Origin of the sequence: Bradyrhizobium sp., from assembly GCF_030697065.1 — a bacterium.
Classification (GTDB): Bacteria; Pseudomonadota; Alphaproteobacteria; order Rhizobiales; family Xanthobacteraceae; genus Bradyrhizobium.
This window is the reverse complement of record NZ_JAUYQU010000300.1, coordinates 1-15,989: the sequence shown is the minus strand read 5'-3', so window position 1 is coordinate 15,989 and position 15,989 is coordinate 1. Positions and strand designations below refer to the sequence as shown.

The 15,989-nt window shown below is 64.6% G+C and carries 14 protein-coding genes and 1 pseudogene; 6 read left to right on the top strand and 9 right to left on the bottom strand.

Features of this window, described 5'->3' with window-relative positions; all coding sequences use genetic code 11:
- Nucleotides 1-69: 69 nt before the first annotated feature.
- Complete coding sequence (gtdA, locus tag Q8R73_RS23860) at nucleotides 70-1,110, bottom strand: gentisate 1,2-dioxygenase (protein ID WP_305722003.1); 1,041 nt, start codon at nucleotides 1,108-1,110, stop codon at nucleotides 70-72.
- Nucleotides 1,111-1,230: 120 nt separating this feature from the next.
- On the opposite strand from gtdA, the gene maiA reads away from it, so the two are divergent.
- From maiA to Q8R73_RS23845, 3 genes are read left to right on the top strand one after another with little or no spacing between them, the layout of a single operon-like run.
- A complete protein-coding gene (maiA, locus tag Q8R73_RS23855; RefSeq protein ID WP_305722002.1) occupies nucleotides 1,231-1,863 on the top strand; it encodes a maleylacetoacetate isomerase in 633 nt (210 codons plus the stop codon).
- Entirely contained in the window at nucleotides 1,853-2,362 is a 510-nt protein-coding gene (locus Q8R73_RS23850; RefSeq protein WP_305722001.1) for a MarR family winged helix-turn-helix transcriptional regulator, read from the top strand. The genes maiA and Q8R73_RS23850 overlap by 11 nt, the downstream gene beginning before the upstream one ends.
- On the top strand, nucleotides 2,362-3,558 hold the full coding sequence (locus Q8R73_RS23845; protein WP_305722000.1) for a 3-hydroxybenzoate 6-monooxygenase: 1,197 nt from the start codon (nucleotides 2,362-2,364) through the stop codon (nucleotides 3,556-3,558). Before Q8R73_RS23850 ends, Q8R73_RS23845 begins: the two co-directional genes overlap by 1 nt.
- A 108-nt stretch (nucleotides 3,559-3,666) precedes the next feature.
- Here the strand turns inward: Q8R73_RS23845 and Q8R73_RS23840 are convergent, their stop codons facing one another.
- The 4 genes from Q8R73_RS23840 to Q8R73_RS23825 form a co-directional block, all read right to left on the bottom strand.
- Nucleotides 3,667-5,280: a benzoate-CoA ligase family protein gene (locus tag Q8R73_RS23840; protein WP_305721999.1), complete on the bottom strand. Its 1,614-nt coding sequence runs from the start codon at nucleotides 5,278-5,280 to the stop codon at nucleotides 3,667-3,669.
- Entirely contained in the window at nucleotides 5,277-6,416 is a 1,140-nt protein-coding gene (locus Q8R73_RS23835; RefSeq protein WP_305721998.1) for an FAD-dependent monooxygenase, read from the bottom strand. Before Q8R73_RS23835 ends, Q8R73_RS23840 begins: the two co-directional genes overlap by 4 nt.
- 100 nt (nucleotides 6,417-6,516) lie before the next feature.
- Nucleotides 6,517-6,747, bottom strand: a complete 231-nt coding sequence (locus Q8R73_RS23830; RefSeq protein WP_305721997.1) for a hypothetical protein — start codon at nucleotides 6,745-6,747, stop codon at nucleotides 6,517-6,519.
- Between the two features lie 102 nt (nucleotides 6,748-6,849).
- Nucleotides 6,850-7,074, bottom strand: coding sequence for a hypothetical protein (locus tag Q8R73_RS23825; RefSeq protein WP_305721996.1), 225 nt, complete (start codon nucleotides 7,072-7,074; stop codon nucleotides 6,850-6,852).
- A 134-nt stretch (nucleotides 7,075-7,208) separates the two neighbouring features.
- Here Q8R73_RS23825 and Q8R73_RS23820 point away from each other — a divergent pair, with 134 nt between their 5' ends.
- Entirely contained in the window at nucleotides 7,209-7,565 is a 357-nt protein-coding gene (locus Q8R73_RS23820) for a hypothetical protein (protein ID WP_305721995.1), read from the top strand.
- Nucleotides 7,566-7,613: 48 nt separating this feature from the next.
- On the opposite strand, the gene Q8R73_RS23815 is transcribed toward Q8R73_RS23820, so the two are convergent.
- On the bottom strand, nucleotides 7,614-8,426 hold the full coding sequence (locus tag Q8R73_RS23815; protein WP_305721994.1) for a cysteine rich repeat-containing protein: 813 nt from the start codon (nucleotides 8,424-8,426) through the stop codon (nucleotides 7,614-7,616).
- Nucleotides 8,427-8,696: 270 nt separating this feature from the next.
- Between Q8R73_RS23815 and Q8R73_RS23810 the strand changes: the two genes are divergently transcribed.
- Both Q8R73_RS23810 and Q8R73_RS23805 read left to right on the top strand, forming a co-directional pair.
- Nucleotides 8,697-9,857: an efflux RND transporter periplasmic adaptor subunit gene (locus Q8R73_RS23810; RefSeq protein ID WP_305722030.1), complete on the top strand. Its 1,161-nt coding sequence runs from the start codon at nucleotides 8,697-8,699 to the stop codon at nucleotides 9,855-9,857.
- 9 nt (nucleotides 9,858-9,866) lie between these two features.
- Nucleotides 9,867-13,028: an efflux RND transporter permease subunit gene (locus Q8R73_RS23805; protein ID WP_305721993.1), complete on the top strand. Its 3,162-nt coding sequence runs from the start codon at nucleotides 9,867-9,869 to the stop codon at nucleotides 13,026-13,028.
- Nucleotides 13,029-13,032: 4 nt separating this feature from the next.
- Here the strand turns inward: Q8R73_RS23805 and Q8R73_RS23800 are convergent, their stop codons facing one another.
- From Q8R73_RS23800 to Q8R73_RS23790, 3 genes and pseudogenes are all read right to left on the bottom strand, one after another.
- On the bottom strand, nucleotides 13,033-14,034 hold the full coding sequence (locus Q8R73_RS23800) for an NADP-dependent oxidoreductase (protein WP_305721992.1): 1,002 nt from the start codon (nucleotides 14,032-14,034) through the stop codon (nucleotides 13,033-13,035).
- A 79-nt stretch (nucleotides 14,035-14,113) separates the two neighbouring features.
- The gene (locus tag Q8R73_RS23795; protein WP_305721991.1) at nucleotides 14,114-15,430 is read right to left on the bottom strand and encodes a folylpolyglutamate synthase/dihydrofolate synthase family protein; all 1,317 of its coding nucleotides are present in this window, start codon (nucleotides 15,428-15,430) and stop codon (nucleotides 14,114-14,116) included.
- Nucleotides 15,423-15,989, bottom strand: a pseudogene (locus tag Q8R73_RS23790) (hypothetical protein); the annotation flags it as partial. The gene Q8R73_RS23795 and the pseudogene Q8R73_RS23790, both read right to left, overlap by 8 nt.

Genomic DNA, 15,989 nt, shown 5'->3' with positions numbered 1-15,989 from the left:
AGCATCGAACCCGGAATCTCGAGATTCCGGGTTCATCGCTGCGCGATGCCCCGGAATGACGGGCTTGCCTCACGCATTCCCGCGATCTTCCCGGAACAGATCCAGCTTCTGCTGCACCGGCCGGTCCGAGAAACTGAACAGCACAGAATCCGCGTCGGCTTCATGCGTGACCCACTGCCAGCTCGGCACCACGAACAGGTCGCGCGGACCCCACTCGAACGTTTGGTCGCCGATCCGGGTGCGGCCCTTGCCTTCGATCGCGGCGAACACCGTGGCATCCGTCGACCGGTAGCGCGCGGTCTTGAATCCCTTCGGCAGCAGCTGGATGAACGTGCCGATGGTCGGCATCGCGAAATCGCCGGTCTCCGGATTGGAAAATTTCAGTTTCAGGCCGTGGCAGGCATCCCATTCGTTGCGGGCCTTGGCCTGTTCCAGCGCCTCGCGGGTGTGGCTGTAGGGATAGTTGAAGATCGGCGAGGTTTTCGAGCTGCGCTTGCCGTCGACCGGCAGCAAATTGTGGCCGTAGCGGCCAAAACTGTCGCCGGGGGGACGGGTGATCTTCTGCTGGTCATCCGAGGAGTCCTCGGCGAAGGACGCGTCAAAGAACTGCACCATCGGGATGTCGAGCCCGTCGAGCCAGTACATCGGCTCGGACGTCTCGTTGGAATGGTCGTGCCAGGTCATCGACGGGGTGATGACGAAATCGCCGGGCTCCATCAGGGAGCGCTCGCCGTCGACGGCTGTCGCAGCACCCTTGCCCTCCAGCACGAAACGCAGGGCCGACTGGCTGTGCCGGTGAGCCGGAGCGATGTCGCCCGGGATCACCATCTGCACGCCGGCAAACAGCGAGGTCGTGACTTTCGACTGCCCGCGCAGGCCCGGATTTTCCAGCACCAGCACCCGCCGCGTGGCTTCCCTGGCGGTGATCAGCTTGCCGGCTTCGGTCATGTAGTCGCGGATGGCGTCGAATTTCCACAAATGCGGCCGGCAGGCGCTCCTCGGCTCCGGCGTGATCAGGTCGCCCATCACGTTCCACAGCGCCGAGAGGTTCTCGCCGTCGATCTTCCTGTAGAACGCCTCGCGTTCCGGCGTCTTCTGAACGGCTTCCATGGCGGCCTCCCGTGGCTCTCTTCAACTGGTTCTTGTCGCGTCGATTGACAGCATACTTACAATATGGATAGCGTCAACGTTTCAGTGCAACCGACAAGAAGAATTCAGGGGAGGCTGGTCATGAAGCTGCACGGCTATTTCCGCAGCAGCGCGTCTTACCGCGTCAGAATCGCGTTGAATCTGAAGGGGCTGGACGCCGAACACCTGTCACACCACCTTCGCAAGGGCGAACAGCGCGATCCCGCCTTTCTCGCCCTCAACCCTCAGGGCCTCGTGCCGGCGCTGCAGGACGACACCGGCGCGGTGCTGACCCAGTCGCTCGCGATCATCGAATGGCTGGAGGAAACCCGGCCGCAGCCGGCCTTGCTGCCAAAGGATCCGCTGCGCCGCGCCAAGGTCCGCGCCTTCGCGCAGGCGCTGGCCTGCGATACCCACCCGGTGCAGAATCTGAAAGTGCTGGCGCGGTTGCGCGAACTCGGGCTGCCCGAGGAGCAGGTAACGGGCTGGGCGGCCTGGGCCAACCGCGAGGGACTCGCGGCCTGCGAAGCCCTCATCGCCCACGAGCCCGGCCCGTTCTGCTTCGGGCAAGCCCCGACCATCGCCGATCTCTGCCTGGTGCCGCAGCTTTTCAACGCGCGCCGCTTCGGCGTCGACGTCTCAGCCTATCCGCGCCTCTTGAAGGCGGAAGCGGCGGCGCAGGCCATGAAGGAGTTCGCGGCCGCCGCCCCGGACAAGCAAGCCGATGCCGAGTAAATCAGATCCGATCACGATGGACGCGGTCTACACCGCGCCGGGCTATCTGTTCCGCCGGATGCAGCAGATCGCGGTGTCGATCTTCGTCGAGGAGTGCAAGGCGTATGACCTGACGCCGGTGCAATATGCCTCGCTGGTCTCGATCCGCACCCATCCCGGCATCGATGCGACGCGCTTGTCCGCCGTGATCGCGTTCGATCGCTCCACGCTCGGCAGCGTGATCGAACGGCTCGAGGCCAAGGCATATATCGAGCGCAAGCCGTCGCCCGGGGACAAGCGGACCAAACTGCTTTATCTGACCAGGTCAGGCGCCGCGCTGCTGCGCGACATCATCCCGTCGGTCGAGCGCGCCCAGGCGCGGATGCTGCAGCCGCTGAAGCCGGCTGACCGCAAGACGCTGCTGGCGTTGCTGACCCAACTGGTCGACCTCAACAACGAGGCCTCGCGGGTGCCGCTGCGCGCCGAGGACGCGCTGGAACATCTGGGGAAAACCAGCTGATGGCGACGCGGGAGAACAACAGGCCCGTCCTGATCGCGGGCGGCGGCATCGGCGGCCTCGCCGCCGCATTGGGCCTCGCGCAGAAAGGCATTGGCTCGATCCTGCTGGAGAAGGCCTCGGCGCTCGGCGAGATCGGCGCCGGCATCCAGCTCGGTCCCAACGCCTTCCACGCCTTCGACTATCTCGGCGTCGGCGAGGCCGCGCGCGCCATGGCGGTTTATGTCGACCGGCTGAGGCTGATGGATGCGCTGACCGCGGAGGAGATCACCCATGTCGACCTCGGCGATGCCTTCCGCAAGCGGTTCGGCAATCCCTACGGCGTCGTGCATCGCGGCGACCTGCACGGCGTGTTCCTGAAAGCCTGCCGCGATCACGAACTGATCGAGCTGCGCGTCAGGTCGGAGGTGGTCGGCTACGACCAGGATGGCGCGTCGGTGACGGCGCATCTCGCCTCGGGCGAGCGCGAGACGGGTTCGCTGCTGATCGGCGCCGACGGGTTGTGGTCGAACATCCGCAAATCGGTCGCCGCCGATGGACCGCCGCGGGTGTCGGGCCATTCCACCTACCGCTCGGTGATCCCGACGGGGGAGATGCCGGAAGATCTGCGCTGGAACGCGGCGACGCTGTGGGCCGGGCCGAAATGCCACATCGTGCATTATCCGCTGTCGGGCTGGAAGGTGTTCAACCTCGTCGTCACCTATCACAACGACGCGCCCGCGCCGGTCGCGGGCCAGAGCGTTTCCGATGAAGAGGTCATGCGCGGCTTTGCCCATGTCCATGCGCGCGCCAGGGACATCATCCGCCACGGCAGGGACTGGAAGCTCTGGGTGCTGTGCGATCGCGATCCCCAGGAAAAGTGGATCGACGGCCGGGTCGTGTTGCTCGGCGACGCCGCGCATCCGACCATGCAATATTTCGCGCAGGGCGCCTGCATGGCGCTGGAGGACGCGGTGTGCCTGTCGCACATGCTGGCGCAATATCCCGACGACCACGGCACCGCGCTGGAGCGCTACCGCTCGCAGCGTTTCGCGCGCACCGCCCGCATCCAGCTGCAATCCCGCGCCATCGGCGAGCATATCTATCATCCCTCAGGCGACCACGCCCGCCTCCGCAACGCCATCATGGGCGCGAAGACGTCAGAGGATTACTTTCGCGATCTGGAGTGGCTGTATGGCGGAACGGGGCTGACGGGGTAGGGGCATCCGTCATTGCGAGGAGCACTTGCGACGAAGCAATCCATCTTCGCGCAAAGAAGATAATGGATTGCTTCGCTTCGCTCGCAATGACGTATACTGAGTAGCGCGCTACACCTTCAACAGCGCCTGCCTGTCGATCTTCCCCGTCCCTGTCTTCGGCAGTTCGTCGAGGAACCGCACTTCGCGCGGATATTTGTACGGCAGCAGCTTCGCCTTCACGAAATCCTGCAGCAGCTTCGTCGTCGCATCCGCGTCGAGCGCGGGGTCGTTCATCACCACCACCGCCTTCAGTGCCATGCGGCGGTCCGGCAGCTCCGCCGCGAACACCGCGCATTCGCGCACGGCGGGATGCTCGGCGAGGCACAGTTCGACTTCGAGCGGGTAGACCCACTGGCCGGAGATCTTGATCAGGTCGTCGGCGCGGCCGCGGAAGAAGTGGAAGCCGTCGGCATCGCGCACGAAACGGTCGCCAGTATAGATCCAGCCGCCCTCGCGGATGGTCTCGGCCGATTTGTCCGGCCGGTTCCAGTATAGCGGCGTGTTGGAATCGCCGCGCACCCACAAAATGCCTTCCTCGTCGTCGCCGACATGGCGGCCGTCCTTGTCTTTCAATTCGATTTCATAACCGGGCACGCGCAGGCCGGCGGCGCCGAGCTTCTTCTGCTCCGAACGGTTGGAGAGATAGATATGCAGCACCTCGGTCGATCCCAGCCCTTCGACGATCTCGAGGCCGGTCAGCGCCTTCCAGCCGTTGAACACTTCGGCAGAAAGCACCTCGGCGGCCGACAGCGCCATCCGCAGCGAGGAAAAATCAGTCGCAGCCGCGTCCCCGGCTTTGGTCAGCGAGGTGTAGAGCGTGGGCAAGCCGAAGAAGACCGAGGGCCGAAAACGTTCGATCGCGGCAAAGATCGACGCAGGCTTCGGCTGGCCCGGCAACAGCAGCGTGGTGGCGCCGGCCGCGAACGGGAAGGTGATCGAATTGCCGAACCCGTAGGCGAAGAAGATCTTCGGTACCGAGAAGCAGATGTCGTCGGGTGCGAGTTTCAGCACGTTGCGGGCAAAGGCGGCCTCGCTATAGGCCATGTCGTGCTGCAGATGGACGATGCCCTTGGGACGGCCGGTCGAGCCCGACGAATACATCCAGAACGCCATCTCGTTGCGGCCGGTGTCGGCTTCCGCAAGCTCGCCCGGAAACGCCGGCAGCCAGCTTTCGGCGACGATGGTGCGCCCTGCGGCGTGATCGGACGCGGCGCCATTGACCACGATCAGCGTGCGCAACGCCGTCTCCTTGCAGGCCTGCGCATCGAACCGGGAACAGAACTCGGCATCGGTGACGGCCACGGCGGCGCCTGAATCCGCGAGATAGAACTGCAGCAGGTCCGGTGGCGTCAGCGTGTTGATCAACAGCGGCACGAAGCCTGCTCGCACCGCCCCGAAAAACGCCGCCGGATAGGCCGGCGTATCGTCGAGAAACATCAGCACGCGGTCGCCGCGCTGCAGTCCGAGCGAGATGAAACCGTGGCCCCAGCGGCAGGCCTCGGTGCAGAGCTCGGCATAGCTGCGCGTCCCGAGCGGGCCGATCAGCGCGGGGCGATCGCCGCGACCCCTTGCGAGGTTGTCGAACAGGACACGGCTGGCATTGTAAGTCTGCGGAATCGCAAAACCGATTTCCCGCGCGCCGGGGCTGTCGGACGGCACCTGGTCGGCGATGTCGCGTGTCATCGGCTGCCCTCATGTAGCTTCGACGCCTCGTAACGCGCCATGAAGGCTGGCGACATCGCGCGCAGCCTGACATCGTCGATCCGGCCGGAGCGGGTGATGTAGCGGTAGGCGAAATCCATCACCCCCAGTTTCATGTGCTCGGGGAATTTCTCGTACCAGTCGGCGCTGGTCCGCGCCGCCGTCACCAGCTTCTGCACGATCGGCTTGCGCTCGCTCTGATAGCGTTCGAGAGCTGCGGTAACATCCGTTTCCGCTTCCAGCGCCTTGACCAGGGCGATCGCATCCTCGATCGCGAGCCGGGTGCCGGACCCGATCGAGAAATGCGCCGAGTGCAGTGCGTCGCCGATCAGCACCATGTTCTTGAATGACCAGTGTTCATTCCAGATCCATGGAAAATTCCGCCACACCGACTTGTTCGAAATGAGCTTGTGCCCACCCAGCGTCGCAGCGAACACCTGTTCGCAGATCGCCTGCGACTGCTCGATGGTCTTGTCGGCGAAACCGTAGCGCTGCCAGGTCGCGGAATCGCATTCGACCAGGAACGTGCTCATGTCGGGCGCATAGCGATAATGGTGCGCATTGAACGCACCGAGACCGGTTTGCACGAACGTCTGCGACAGCGTCTCGAAGCGTTTCGAGGTGCCGTACCATGCGAACTTGTTGGACGAATGCGATACGGTTGCGCCGAATTCCTTCTCAAAGCTGCGGCGCACCAGCGAGTTCAGGCCGTCGGCGGCGACGATCAGGTCGTAGCCCTTCAACTCGTCGACGGACTGGATGGTCGTGTCGTAGCGCGGCTCGATGCCGACGGCGCGGACGCGGGCCTGCAGGATGGTCAGGAGCTCGAGCCGGCCGATCGACGAGAAGCCGACACCGTCGATCTCGACGCTTTCGCCGCGCAAATGAAGCGTGATGTTCTTCCAGCTCTCCATCCGCGGCGCGATCGCGTCCACGGTGTCGGGATCGTCGGCACGCAGGAATTCCAGCGCCTGCTCGGAGAACACCACGCCAAAGCCCCAGGTAGCGCCGGCCGGGTTCTGCTCGAACAGGTCGATTTGCGCCTCGGGGTGACGCTTCTTCCAGAGACAGGCGAAATAGAGGCCTCCGGGGCCTCCGCCGATCACGGCGATACGCAAGCTAGCTCCTCCCTAATCGACAGTATACTTACAATTAGGCGGATACACTACCGCTCGCCGGATGGCGGCGCTACCGGAAATATCGGTCAGGCCGTGGCGGTCAGGTGCAGCGGCGTACCCTGACGCCGTTCACCACCACGGTACGGCAAACCACGACCGGCTTGGGTACCACCACGGCCGGCTTGCGAACGACCACGGCGCCGCGGGCGCCGACACAGCCGGCCCGCACCACGCCGTCGGCGCACACCGCGGCCTGGGCATCGGTCGATGCGGCCGTCAAGGTTCCGGCAAAGGCCAGCACAGTGGCGGCGGCAAGCAAGGATGAACGCATGTTTTCACTCCCTGGTTCAACCAGCGCTCTTCTGGTTTTCCTTCCCTGTCAAAGGTAACCTCAGAGCAGGCCAAGAAAGGTGCTTGCGATTCCGGAGGCAGGTTATTTTTTCTCGGCAGCGGTCAGAACCTTCTTGCAGGCCGGCGTGATCTTGTCGCTCTCCTTGGCCAGACAGGCGATGATCCGTCCGCCGCCCGGCGTCACGCCTTTGCAGTACTTTTCATAATCGCCCATGCAGGCGCTGCGTTGTTCGGCGGTCAGTTCCTGGGCGAACGCAGATTGCGAAGAAAGAAGCAGGGCGACGGTCATCAGCATCATGCGCAGCATGGGTCGTTTCCTTTTTATGCCGGAGCATCTCCGGCGCGCGTGGAAGATGGTCGGGCAGGCCGCCGGCTTGCTTCCGGGGCGGGGACCCGTTGTATTGAGCCTTTGAAACATCGCCGGTCCATGAAGGAGAACCCATGGCGGACATCAGAAACAGGTGGCTCGCGTTCTATTCCGGGCATGTCGAGCAGGCCTCCAAGGAAATATTCTCGCATGTCGAAAAGGTGATCATCGGCACGCTGATCGTCTCGGCGGGCGCGCATGTCTCGAGCGCCGATCCGGCGATCGAGCTGTTCGGCTATTTGCGTCACGGCCTGGTCGGCCGCGGCGTCGAGTTGTTCGGCATTTTCCTTCTGGTGCTGAATTTCATCGACGGTCTCTACAGACTGGCAAGGCTGAATTGGCATTTCGCGTACCAGATCGCCATGACACTCCTCTATGTCGCGCTGTCAGTCCGGCTGATCCAGCTGATCCTCGCGTTTCGGACCGAGTAGCCGACCAGCGCCGGCTTGCCTGATCTGGCTAACCGGCCGGCAACCCCTTCAGTTCGCCGCAAACTGGGCAAGCACTTCCTTGCATGCCGGCGAAATCGAGCCCGCCTGCGTCGCCAGACATTGCATGATCCGGCCGCCGCCGGGTGCCACGCCGGCGCACAGCGTACGAACGTCGCCGCTGCATGCCGACCTCAGGACGAACAACTCTTCGCGCGGCCGCATCGGTCGCAGCACCAGGGCCGGCGCGGGCGCAGCGGCGGGAGCTGCGCCCGGGCTCGCTTTTGCGGTAGCGCCGCCCGCAGCGGGCGCGGCGCCGCCGCCCGCCGCGGCGACAGCTCGCGCGCAGGGCGCCGATACCTTCGCCTTGTTCTTTTCCAGACATTGCAGTGCCGGGGCGCCGCCGGTCGGCACGCCGGCGCAGACCTTCTGATAGTCGGAGCGGCAGGCGCTCCGGATCGCGGCAGCCTGCGCATCGGTCGGCTGTTTCGCCGGACTCGCGGCGGCCTTGGGCGCCGTTGCCGGGGTGGCTGTTGCAGGCTTCGCAGTGGCAGCAGCTGCGGGAGCGGCGGCAGCTTTGGGTGCAGCCGCCGGAGCCGTCTCCGCCTTCGGCGCAGCCGCGGGTTCGACCGCGCGCACCGCGCCCTGGCAGCCGGATGAAAGGCTCGACATGTTCTTCTGCAGGCACTGCAGCGAAGCTTCGCCGCCCGGCGGGACGCTGGCGCAATGCGCCTGATAGTCGGCGCTGCATTGCGACCGGATGGCGTTGCGCTGGGCGTCGGTGGGAGCTTGCGAGGATGCTGGTGTCGCCACCATGAATATGGCGGTTACGAGCAGCGCCCCGTGTTTTAACGTATTGATCATTTTAGCTAATCCTTAGGTTGTCGCGCAAGCCGCCGCTGCAATCGAGGTGATCAAAAAACGGGTGGCAGAATTTTATCGGCCGGCATCATTTTCGGTTTCGGGTTCCACTGCAAGAGGATTGTTGCTATTCATGCGTGTGGAAAATTTTCCTTCAAACCAAGTTTTTCCAGAACAAAAAACAATCGGGGCACAGCAATAATGCCGACGCATTCGTCAACATGCACCGGTCCGGAAAGCAGCGTGCGGCCAGGGGTCGGCAATGCCTATCGCATGACGTTCGTCATCGCTGCATTCGTCGTTTTAAGTGCCTGCGAACAAAATGCTTTCGTGCCGCCGCCGCCGCCGAAGGTGGAGGTCGCGCCGCCGGTCCAGCGCGTCATTACCCGTTACCTCGAAGCCACCGGCAACACCGCGCCGATCAAGAGCGTCGATCTCGTCGCGCGGGTGCAGGGCGTGCTGCAATCGATCGAGTACAAGGACGGCACCCCGGTGAAGGCGGGCACCACGCTGTTCACGATCGAGCCCGAGACCTACAAGCTGAAACTGGAGCAGGCGCAGGCCGCCGAAGCCGGCACGCAGGCGTCGGTGAAACAGACCGAAGCCGACTTCAAGCGCCAGTCGGATCTGGTGCAGCGACAGGTGGTGTCGCAGGCGACGCTGGATAATTCGACGTCCGCGCGCGACAACGCCCAGGCCAATCTGCAGCAGGCACAGGTCAACACCAGGATTGCGGCGGTCAACTACGGCTATACCAATGTTACGGCGCCGTTCGACGGCGTCGTCAGCGCGCATCTGGTCTCGGTCGGCCAGCTCGTCGGCGCGTCGTCGCCGACCCAGCTTGCGACCATCGTGGCGCTCGACCCGCTCTATGTGAACTTCAACGTCAATGAACAGGACGTGCTGCGGATCCGCGCCGAGGCCAGGCGCCGCGGCATGACGGCGAGCGATCTCGAGCAATTGCCGGTCGAGGTCGGGCTGCAGACTGAAAGCGGATATCCGCACAAGGGCAAGCTCGATTATGCCGCGCCGACGGTCAATCAGTCGACCGGAACGCTGGCGGTACGCGGCGTGCTGCCCAATGCCGATCGCGTCCTGCTGCCCGGATATTTCGTTCGCATCCGCGTTCCCCTCGAGCAGCAGAATGCCTTGCTGGTCCCCGATGTGGCGCTGGGCAGCGATCAGGCCGGACGCTACGTGCTGGTGGTGAACAGCGAGAACATCGTGGAGCAGTGCAAGGTGGTGACCGGGCCGCTGGACGGCGAGTTTCGCGTGATCGAAAGCGGACTGAAGCCCGACGACCGTGTCGTGACGGCCGGACTGCTGCGCGCGATCCCCGGCCAGAAGGTCGATCCGCAGGTACGGAAAGCCCAGGCGCCGCCAGCCGATCAGGCGCCGCCAGCCAGTCAGGCGCCGCCGGCATCGGCCAAATAGGACCGATCCATGATTTCGAAATTCTTCATCGAGCGGCCGGTTCTTTCCAACGTCATCGCGATCCTGATGATCCTGATCGGCGGCGTGGCGCTGTTCACCCTCCCGGTCGCGCAGTATCCAGACGTGGTGCCGCCGACGGTGCAGGTGACGACGCGCTATCCCGGCGCCAGCGCCAGGACCGTGATCGACACGGTGGCGCTGCCGATCGAGCAGCAGGTCAATGGCGTCGAGGACATGCTTTACATGCAGTCCTACAGCGGCGCCGACGGCACCTATTCGCTGACGGTGACGTTCAAGATCGGCACCGACCTCAATTTCGCGCAGGTGCTGGTGCAGAATCGGGTGTCGAGCGCGCTGTCGCAGTTGCCGCAGGCGGTGCAGAACCAGGGCGTTACGGTGCAGAAGCGCTCGACGGCGATCCTGCTGTTCGTGACGCTGAGTTCGCCCGATGCGACCTATGAAAGCCTGTTCCTGTCCAACTATGCCACCATCAACATAAGAGATGAATTGTCGCGGCTGCCCGGGGTCGGCAACGTCACGGTGTTCGGCGCCGGCCAGTATTCGATGCGGGTCTGGCTCGATCCCAACAAGCTGCAGGTGCGCGGGCTGATGCCGCAGGACGTCATCCAGGCGATCCAGCAGCAGAGCCAGCAGGTCACCGCGGGCCAGGTCGGCGCGCCGCCGGTGCCATCAGGACAGGCGTTCCAGTACACGCTCAATGTCAGCGGCCGGCTCGACGACGTGAGTGAATTCGAGAACGTGATCGTCAAGACCGGTACCAGCGGCGACGTCACCCGCGTGCGCGACGTCGGCCGGGTCGAACTGGGGGCGCAGACCTACAGCCAGATCTTCTCGCTCAACAACAAGCCTTCGGTCGGCATCGGCGTGTTCCAGTCGCCCGGCGCCAACGCGCTCGAGGTCGAGAAGGCGGTCGAAGCCAAGATGGCGGTGCTGGCCAGGGCATTTCCGAAAGACGTCAAATACGACACGCCGTTCGACACCACCAAATTCGTCGCGGAATCGATCAAGGAGGTCTACAAGACCCTGATCGAGGCCGGCCTGCTGGTGCTGGTCGTGATCCTGATCTTCCTGCAGGACTGGCGCGCGATGCTGGTGCCGGCCACGACCGTGCCGGTGACCATCATCGGCGCCTTCGCGGCGATGGCCGCACTCGGCTTCACCGTCAACATCTCGACGCTGTTTGCGATCGTGCTTGCGATCGGTATCGTGGTGGACGACGCCATCGTGGTGGTCGAGGGCGCCGCCCACAATATCGAGAAGGGCATGTCCGGTCATGACGCCGCGATCGCGGCGATGGATGCGCTGTTCGCGCCGATCGTCGGCATCACGCTGGTGCTGATCTCGGTGTTTCTGCCGGCCGCCTTCCTGCCCGGCCTGACCGGCAAGATGTACGCGCAGTTCGCGCTGGTGATCGCCGCCACTGCGCTGCTCAGCGCCATCAACGCCGCCACGCTGAAGCCGACGCAATGCGCGCTGTGGCTGCGCCAGCCGGTGCCGCCGGAACAGCGCAACTGGTTCTATCGCGGCTTCAATGCAGTCTATGACCGCGTCGAACGCGGCTATGCGAGACTGATCGGCCGGCTGGTCGCGCACAGCGGAGCGTCGGTGATCGCTGCGCTGATCCTGATCGGCATCGCCGGCTGGGGCCTGTCGCGGGTGCCGACCGGCTTCATCCCGATCGAGGACCAGGGCTATCTGCTGGTCGCGGTGCAACTGCCCGACGGCGCCTCCCTCGACCGCACCCAGAATGTGATCAAGCAGGTCAGCGACCTCGCCGGCAACACGCCCGGTGTCGACCAGGTGATCGGCATCGCCGGCATCTCGGCGCTCGACAACTCGTCGAGCCTTGCCAACGCCGGCGTGGCTTATCTGATCCTGAAGGAGTGGAGCGCGCGGGGTCCGGGCCAGGACCTGCGGTCGCTGTTCGTCGGGCTGAACGAGAAGATGTCGGCAATCCAGGAGGCGCGGATCCTGGTGATTCCGCCGCCGCCGATCCAGGGCATCGGCAACGCCGCCGGCTTTGCCATGCAGGTCCAGCTGCGCGACGGCAATGCCGATTTCGGCAAGCTGCAGGCCATCGCCGGCGCCATCGTGGCGAATGCGCAGACGCAAAGCGCGCTGCAGCGCGTCAGTTCGTCGTTCCGATCGATGGTGCCGCAGTTCGACGTCGAGGTGGACCGGATCAAGACCCAGACCCTGCATGTCACCACCGACCAGATCTTCTCGACGCTGTCGTCCTACATGGGCTCAAGCTTCGTCAACCAGTTCAACAAGTTCGGCCGCACCTTCCAGGTCTACGCCCAGGCGGATTCGCAGTTCCGGCTGACCCCGCGCGACATCGAAAAGCTGATGGTGCGCAATTCGCAGGGCGACATGATTCCGCTCGGCACGGTGGCCAGGATCACGCCGGCGGTCGGCCCGTCGCTGATCAGCCTGTACAATCTCTATCCGTCCGCGACGGTGATCGGCCTGCCGGCCACCGGCTACAGCTCCGGTCAGTCGATGGCGCTGATGGAGGAGATCGCCGCCAGGACGCTGCCGCCCGGCGCCGGCTTCGAGTGGACCGCGATGTCGTACCAGGAGAAGGTGGTCGGCGGCCAGATCTTCTGGGCGTTCGGGCTTGCTTTGCTGCTGGTGTATCTGGTGCTGGCCGGACAATATGAAAGCTGGTACGCGCCGATCTCGGTGATCCTGGCGGTGCCGCTCTCGCTGCTCGGCCCGATGGCAGTGCTGACGGCGCTGCGGATCGAAAACAACCTCTACACCCAGATCGGCATTATCCTGCTGATCGCGCTGTCGGCCAAGAACGCCATCCTCATCGTCGAGGTGGCGCTGGAGCTGCATGTCCGCGACCGCAAGCCGCTGATGGAATCCGCGATTGCGGCGGCGCGGTCGCGATTCCGCCCGATCCTGATGACCTCGTTCGCCTTCATCCTCGGCGTGGTGCCGCTGGTGCTGGCGACCGGCGCCGGCGCCAGCGCCCGCAAGTCGATCGGCATCACCGTGTTTTCAGGCATGCTGGCCTCGACCTGCCTCGCCGTGCTGTTCGTGCCGACGTTCTTCGTCGTGGTGCAGCGTTTCGAAAACTGGCTGGCGGGCCGCAAGAGCGAAGCTCCGGCGCCGCAGCCGGCGCCGGGAGTGACGCATTAGGGCGCTACACCTTCACCATCCGCTTGCCGCGGTTTTCGCCGGCCAGCAGTCCGATCAGCGCCTGCGGTGTATTCTCCAGCCCTTCGATGACGTCCTCCTGCACTTTAAGTTTCCCGGATGCGACCCAGGACTGCAGGTCCTTCAGCGCCTGATCGCGCTGGTCCATGAAGTCCATCACGATAAACCCCTGCATGACGAGGCGCTTCACCACGATCAGGCCGGGCACGCCGCGCGGCCCGTGCGCCGAGGGCACGCCGTCATATTGCGAGATCGCGCCGCAGCAGGCGATGCGGCCGCGATTGTTCATCTGCGCCAGGCAGGCTTCGAGAATGTCGCCGCCGACATTGTCGAAATAGACGTCGATGCCCTTTGGGGCTGCGGCGCGCAGCGCCTTGAATACCGCACCGTCCTTGTAATCGACCGCGGCGTCGAAGCCGAGTTCCTTGACCAGCCAGTCGCATTTGTCCTTGCCGCCGGCGATACCGACGACGCGGCATCCCTTGATCTTCGCGATCTGGCCGACGATCGAGCCGACCGACCCGGCCGCGGCCGAGACCACCACGGTTTCGCCGGCCTTCGGCTTGCCGATGTCGAGCAGCCCGAAATAGGCGGTGAGGCCGGCGATGCCGTAGACGCTGAGCAGGTGCGTCATCGGCTCAAGTTTCGGCATCTTGCTCAGGTGTTTCGCCGGCACCGCCGCGTAGTCCTGCCAGCCGGTATCGCCGAACACGATGTCGCCGGGCTTGAGGCTGTCGTCCTTCGACGAAACCACTTCGGCGATGCCGCCGCCGGCCATCACCGTATTGGCCTCGACCGCCGCGCGGTAGGTCGCGCCGTGCATCCACGCCCGGTTCGCCGCATCGAGCGAGATGTAGCGCAGCTTGAGCAGCACCTCGCCGTCCCCAGGCTGGGGGATGGCGGCCTCCGTCAGTCTGAAATGCTCGGGTCCGAGTTTGCCGGTGGGCTTTTCGACCAGCAGGATCTGGCGATTGACGGTTGCGTTCATGGCGTTTTCTCCCTCACATTTGGCCCGCATTATGCGTTGGGTACGATGCCAGAGCAAATGACGAAGGCTGAAGCCCGCGTCAGAAAAAACTCAAATCTTCTGCCCGGCCGCCGCGGGCGACCACGGCATATTCGATCGCCAGGAACAGTCCGCCCGCCACATAGATCCTTCGCTTCCTTGAGGCGGCGAGTTGCCGGCTCATCGTTACGGCCTCCGCAATCGTCGCGGCGATGTGAACATCGGCTTGCGGGTTGGCCTTGCGCACCGCACTGGCGATCACCGCCGCGTCGGCGCCCTTGTGGTGCGCGCGGGTGCAGATGACCGTGTCGAAGCATGGCGCCAGCACGCCGACGATCCCGTCGGCGCTCTTGTCGCCGGAAACGCCGACCACCAGAATCCAGTCCCCGGCGCCATGGATCGCCGTGAGGCTGGCCAGCGACTGCCTGACGCCATCAGGGGTATGGCCGACATCGACGACGGTGAGCGGGTCATGCATGATCGTTTCGAGGCGGCCGGGCCAGCGCGTCTCGCGAAGGCCCGAGCGCACGGCGGCTTCGCAGCCGGCGGCATCGGCGCCGGGCCGCATGCGCCGCAGCCAGAGCAGGAACAGGGCGACGGCGATGGCCGCATTGTTGCGCTGGAATGTGCCGGGCAGACCGATTTCCAGCGCAGGAAGCTCGTGGCCCCCGAACCGGAAGTCGAACTGCTGCCGCGAAGCGGTGGCGGCCTCGCCGCCGACCCCGATGTCGTCGCGGACAAAGCGCGAAGTCACCCCACGATGGTGGTTATACTCGATCAGATGCGGCTTCAGGTGCGCACAGTTCTCGCCATAGACGACGGTGCCGCCGGCGGCGCAGGCGTCGCTCTTGTCGGAGGCAATCAGGTCGAGGGAATGGCCGAGCAGTGCGACATGTTCGTAATCGACCGAGGTGACGCAGGTCGTGAGCGCGCCGACCAGGCGCGTCACGTCGTAGCGTCCGCCGATGCCGGCTTCGAACACCGCGAAATCACATGCCGTCTCCTGGAAATGCAGGCATGCCAGCGCGAACAGGGCCTCGAAGGCGCCGAACTGTTCGCCGCGCCGTTTCGATATCCCGGCGATTGCCGTTTCGATCCGCGATATCAATCGCGCCAGATCGGCATCGCCGATCTCGGCGCCATCGACCTGAACCCGCTCGTTGAAACGATACAGATGCGGCGAGGTGAACAATCCCGACCGCAGGCCGTAGGCGCGGCCGATTCCGGCGCAGAACGCCGCGGTGGAGCCCTTGCCGTTCGAGCCGGTGACGACCACCGAGATGCGCGTCAGCCGCGCCCGGTCGATGGCGAGATCGTCGAGCAATTCGGCCATCCGCGCCAGGCAAACGCCGTTGCCGAATTTCGGAAGATCAAACACCCAAAAGCCCCATCGCGGAAAACGTGTGATGCCAGATTTTCAGGATCAGGTCGCCGCGGCGGGATTGCTCGAGCAGGCGGATCGACGGGTTGGAATTGACCTCGATCACCTGGATCGCTTCCGCGTCGCCGCCGACAGCGGTGAAGAGGTCGATGGCGGCGACGCGCAGTCCGAGCGCCCGCGCTGCCTTCCTTGCCAGCGCCAACGCGGCGTCGGACGGCGGCGCCTCGAGCACCATCGTTCCGCCGGCGCTGAGGTTCATCCGCCCGGGAATTTCCCGTCGCTCGCCCGCGGGCAGCACCGCGTCGAATGCGGCGTCGGGATCGATGGCAACCGGCGACAGGCCGCGGGATTGCAGGCCCTGGTTATGCGCACTGAGGAGATCGCGGATGCTGCTGGCGCCATCGCCCACAATCGAGGGCGGATGTTTGCGCGCCGTAAAGAGAATCTCGTCGTCGAGCAGAAAGACGCGGTATTCGATTCCCGATACGATCGGCTGCATCAGGATTGCATCGTAATACTGCGCGACGTCACCGAGGTATCGAACGAGCGCGGCCTC

Bases quoted from the DNA above. Each gene is read 5' to 3' on its own strand.
- maiA (WP_305722002.1), top strand. From the start codon at position 1,231: ATGAAGCTGCACGGCTATTTCCGCAGCAGCGCGTCTTACCGCGTCAGA.
- Q8R73_RS23810 (WP_305722030.1), top strand. From the start codon at position 8,697: ATGACGTTCGTCATCGCTGCATTCGTCGTTTTAAGTGCCTGCGAACAA.
- Q8R73_RS23815 (WP_305721994.1), bottom strand. From the start codon at position 8,426: ATGATCAATACGTTAAAACACGGGGCGCTGCTCGTAACCGCCATATTC.
- Q8R73_RS23840 (WP_305721999.1), bottom strand. From the start codon at position 5,280: ATGACACGCGACATCGCCGACCAGGTGCCGTCCGACAGCCCCGGCGCG.
- Q8R73_RS23830 (WP_305721997.1), bottom strand. From the start codon at position 6,747: ATGCGTTCATCCTTGCTTGCCGCCGCCACTGTGCTGGCCTTTGCCGGA.
- Q8R73_RS23805 (WP_305721993.1), top strand. From the start codon at position 9,867: ATGATTTCGAAATTCTTCATCGAGCGGCCGGTTCTTTCCAACGTCATC.
- gtdA (WP_305722003.1), bottom strand. From the start codon at position 1,110: ATGGAAGCCGTTCAGAAGACGCCGGAACGCGAGGCGTTCTACAGGAAG.
- Q8R73_RS23845 (WP_305722000.1), top strand. From the start codon at position 2,362: ATGGCGACGCGGGAGAACAACAGGCCCGTCCTGATCGCGGGCGGCGGC.
- Q8R73_RS23820 (WP_305721995.1), top strand. From the start codon at position 7,209: ATGGCGGACATCAGAAACAGGTGGCTCGCGTTCTATTCCGGGCATGTC.
- Q8R73_RS23850 (WP_305722001.1), top strand. From the start codon at position 1,853: ATGCCGAGTAAATCAGATCCGATCACGATGGACGCGGTCTACACCGCG.
- Q8R73_RS23800 (WP_305721992.1), bottom strand. From the start codon at position 14,034: ATGAACGCAACCGTCAATCGCCAGATCCTGCTGGTCGAAAAGCCCACC.
- Q8R73_RS23825 (WP_305721996.1), bottom strand. From the start codon at position 7,074: ATGCTGCGCATGATGCTGATGACCGTCGCCCTGCTTCTTTCTTCGCAA.